The sequence below is a fragment of the Oleiphilus sp. HI0117 genome, assembly GCF_001635235.1.
This window is the reverse complement of the sequence record NZ_LWGA01001247.1, coordinates 1-4142: the sequence shown is the minus strand read 5'-3', so window position 1 is coordinate 4142 and position 4142 is coordinate 1. Positions and strand designations below refer to the sequence as shown.

Below are 4142 nucleotides of genomic sequence, written 5' to 3'. Positions count from 1 at the left end.
CAATGCCGGGCAATCGACCTGACGATTATAGGGCTGAAAGATTAACTCGTATGCGAGCCGCAATTAATGATTTACCTTCTGCAAATCACGAGCGCAAGGAGTCGCCCGCAAGTCGTGACACGGAAGAGAATATCTTGAATAAGAGTCCGGAAGACGATGGTTTACTGGAGTTTATAAAGACTGCGCAAGCCAAGCAAAACAATCCGGCAAGGTGGGTGATAACCTGCCGTGATTATGGCTTAACGGATGTTAGCGGCAATGCATACTTTGACATGGTTAACGGTATTTGGGGGGCAGATATATCTAATGCTTCCTGTATCCAAGAGCGGGCAATTGCAGATGTAGTTGCAGCATCATTTGATCCTGAGTGCTTGGTGAGCGTCGTACAGCATTTTATCAGCCAAAAAGAGCTCGCCAAAACGGCAATTAAGCTTGAACAAGACCCCAAAGTAATTACCTATCATCCAGATACCCAGACCTATCTTTATCAAGAGCATAATGTCTTTAGTGATTTTGAATCACACGCAATGATATCAATGCGTGACCCCGAGCAGTTTGCAATCGAGAAAGTAACCGCAGGCTCTGAGCAATTATTTGTAAGTATTCCTGATACAGCGATGGATGAAGTTGCTATCGCCTGGTGTAAGCACCGAAAGCTTCAAGGAGCCTTAGGCGGCCCAGTTGGAAAAGAATGGGGTTCGCCTGATTGTGATTATGACTAACTAGGTCAAATAAAAACGACGACCAGAAACTGTTAAATCAATTTAAAGTAGGTGATGATGAAATGAAAATGTACACGCCAGATAAAAAAATCATCACTCGTTTGTTGATGTTAATCGATCCAATGTTTTTCTCGTATTCCGGGCGAGAGAAAGACAAACGTCGCCAGCACTATTACGAAAACAATAGAGATAAGGTCGAAGAGTTTCTTTACCGAGAGTTGTTTGGTTTGACGTACGATGCACAAAACGAAGATGACAGCTTGGCGTCGTCACATCGTCATTTGCTTAATGCCTACACGACAGCCTTAACCGGTATTGGCAACAATTCATTTCGGCTTTGCGAGTTACAGGGCACTGATTTTGACTTAACAAGTTTTGATTCACTGTATGACTATGATCTTAAGGATTATGAATACCAACAAGAGGCGACAAAGAGGGATTTTCCTAAATCCCGGGTTGATCGAGACTACCGACTCTATCTAAATCATAACTGGGTCAGATTGTTAGACAGTAAAGACCATTTCTATTATTCAACGGTATCAAGCTTAAGTTACTACTTGTATGACGCGCTAGAGGAGGCAGCGACTGAGTTCATTGAGTCACTGATTCCTTATGACTTAGTCGATGGGGATGACCACGGTAAAAACGTCGAGGGAGGTATGCTCTGGGACTTCAAAACTGATGCGAAGGGGCTTGAAGCAGAGCTAGAAGAATTACAATCAAGAAACCGAATCTACCTAAGTGAAACCTATCATCGATTGAACGATGAGTTTCACGTCGAGTCAAGAAATGAAGTCTACTTTGAAAAGCAGGGTGATGAAATAGATGGTCCTCATTGGAATTTCATTGTAAATAACGCCGAGACAGCTAAAAAGATTACGTTTATAAACTTCCTAGATGATTGCCAAGGCTACCTACAGTCTAATGAAAGGCTAGCGCATCTCAAAGAGCGTGAAGCAACAAAGCTAAAGCAGTTTTTATTCGATGCTCATAAAGACATTATCCAAAACTTTGACCCAACGGTCGTGAAGCTGAAAAAGAAAATGAAGATTATTATGTCGCCGAAGGCATTAGATGGCTTGAACAACCTGGGTGATGATAGTGAATAACAATAAATTAGAATGAGGTAGAGCATGACGACAATCGCACTGCACAGTGATATGCACCTAGAACTACAGAAGTCGCCTGAAGGTTGGTTAGGTACTGTACCGGACGTATTAATTCTAGCGGGTGATATTTCATACATCAGTCATATCGCAGACTTGTTAATCGAACTGAGTGATAAACATTCTGAATTGCAGATCATTTATATAACAGGCAATCATGAGTATTACGGAAGCGAGGATATGCTTTCTGCAGAAGTGGCTCTTAAGGACTCCTTAAAGAAATATGAGCGTATCCACTTTCTTCAGTGCGATACCGTTGAGTTGTTTAATATTCGATTTATTGGTTGTACTGGCTGGCCGAGCATGCTGAGCTTAGGGAAAGATCAACAGCAACATGCTAGTAGAGTTGTTGGTCAATCAATCAACGACTTTTATCAGATAGGGATGGGCGATAACACATTTACGACTGATGACTGTATTGAGTTAGGCGAACAGCAATCCGAATGGCTTGAGAGGGCCCTGTCGGCGCCAACATCTTGCGAACATACCGTGGTCATCACTCACTTCGCTCCATCAGTTAAAGTAGCCAACCCTAAATTTCCCATCGATGAAATGACGGCTTATTTTTGTTCATCGTTCGATGCATTAATTGAGCAGTATCAACCGGCTATCTGGGCCTTTGGCCACACACACGCAAATTTCGATGTAAACATGGGAGCAACTCGTGTGATCAGTAATCAGCATGGCTATGGCAGAGAGTGTCAGGACTCATACCTTACCAACAAGGTAATCGAGTTATGAAATACAAGCTAGCTGTTTTGCAGTATGAGTGCGAGGGTGAACGCATTGCCAGCTTAGTAAAGGCTGAGTTAGTTGCCGTATCGCAGAAAAACGGCGAAGTATTGGCAACACTATCAAAGAACCCAGCCTATGATGGCACCTATTTGGAGGGTGACAGTCTTAAGGTTGCTAACAAGTATGGAGGGAAGGTGGTAGAAAACATATCTTGCCAAGTATTGCCTGTGGCCCGCTTTAGACGAAACTTGAATAGTGTGATGCGAAACATAGTGAACGAACGACATCCTTTGAATCGTGTTCTGGTGGTCGCTAAAACCAAACCTTATTGGGTGTTACCGCATGATAATAAGCTTAGGCATGAATACTTCAGCTCAATGAATTTGGATGCAACTAATCAAAGGCCTCGCGATGATTTCTGATCTGGATAAGTTGATCAATTATCTAAATATGGGTTTATCGAGTCACATCGTTATTACTGGTTCAGAACGGAATATTGAACAGTTCCAAATAGATTTGAAGGGACGTCTTGAAAGTGAAGGCAAAAGTACTCGCGAGCTGCTCTGCACAACCGAACATCTTGATTTAAATCAGTGTAAAGAAGTTGATTCCTTGTTGGTGAAAGGACTTGGAGACTTGCCTGCACAGCATAATAACAGTTATGCAATACGTACATATTTAGATATGGGAACCTATAACAAATTAAGATCAATTATTTTTTGTGAGACGGAACATTATACAAGGCACTTTAATGACTATAACGCACCGTTTTATCAGTTTTGCCTTCATTGCCCCATCGGTAATGATTAAACGTTTCTGTGAAGTAAAGGGGGGGACATTGATGTCTTTTGATATTGCACAAACAGCTTTGGCTGTGCCAACTGTTTGCAGAGTATTAAGCGATTGGCAATGCTCAGATAAGGTCAAGGCTAACCTAATTGGGTTTGACAGTGAGGAAGAGTTTACGGTGGTAGCGTCAAATCCTAATGGTCACGAATTCACAGCAGAACAAGCAGAGAGAATGAGTCATATTCTAAATATTTATCGATCATTGCATACTCTTTTTAGACAATCTAAACAAGCAGATGAGTGGATCAATAAACCAAACAATGCAAAGCTTTTTGGTGGTCGAGCTGCATTGGACCTTTTGAAAGGCGGTGCTCTGAGCGATCTTGCGCTAGTGTCTAACTACCTAAAGTCGCTTTTCTAAACTCTAGCAAGGGTACTAATTCAGACTAATGATCAAGCTAAACCCTCATAAACTAATCAGACCTCGAGTTGGGCAGAGAGTCTTATTCTGCGGTGATGTTCATGGCGATAAACCTGCGCTTGATAAACAGCTGGCAAAGGTTAGCTTCGTTGAGCGTGAAGACATACTTATATTTACCGGTGACTTAATTGATCGTGGTGATTTTTGCGCAGAGCTGATTGAGTTTGCTAGTTGCACGCCTAATGTTCATAGCGTCCTAGGGAATCATGAGTCACTATTTTTATATGGTTTACATGACCCCCTATGCAG

The 4142-nt window shown here is 42.1% G+C and carries 7 protein-coding genes; all 7 read left to right on the top strand.

The window, feature by feature from the left end:
* Positions 1–722 (top strand): hypothetical protein (locus tag A3757_RS27185; protein WP_231878354.1); only part of this gene is annotated, 722 nt, incomplete at its 5' end.
* 62 nt (positions 723–784) lie between these two features.
* The gene (locus tag A3757_RS21715; RefSeq protein WP_068567296.1) at positions 785–1831 is read left to right on the top strand and encodes a hypothetical protein; all 1047 of its coding nucleotides are present in this window, start codon (positions 785–787) and stop codon (positions 1829–1831) included.
* Between the two features lie 24 nt (positions 1832–1855).
* A complete protein-coding gene (locus A3757_RS21710; protein ID WP_068567295.1) occupies positions 1856–2629 on the top strand; it encodes a metallophosphoesterase in 774 nt (257 codons plus the stop codon).
* Entirely contained in the window at positions 2626–3045 is a 420-nt protein-coding gene (locus tag A3757_RS21705) for a hypothetical protein (RefSeq protein ID WP_068567293.1), read from the top strand. Before A3757_RS21710 ends, A3757_RS21705 begins: the two co-directional genes overlap by 4 nt.
* Positions 3011–3433 carry a hypothetical protein gene (locus tag A3757_RS25895; protein WP_156506488.1) on the top strand — a complete coding sequence of 141 codons (423 nt, stop codon included), beginning with the start codon at positions 3011–3013 and terminating at the stop codon, positions 3431–3433. The genes A3757_RS21705 and A3757_RS25895 overlap by 35 nt, the downstream gene beginning before the upstream one ends.
* Entirely contained in the window at positions 3375–3833 is a 459-nt protein-coding gene (locus A3757_RS21695) for an antitoxin Xre/MbcA/ParS toxin-binding domain-containing protein (RefSeq protein ID WP_068751061.1), read from the top strand. Before A3757_RS25895 ends, A3757_RS21695 begins: the two co-directional genes overlap by 59 nt.
* 28 nt (positions 3834–3861) lie before the next feature.
* Positions 3862–4142, top strand: a 281-nt coding sequence (locus tag A3757_RS21690; RefSeq protein ID WP_197470206.1) for a metallophosphoesterase, incomplete at its 3' end; no start/stop codon positions are given.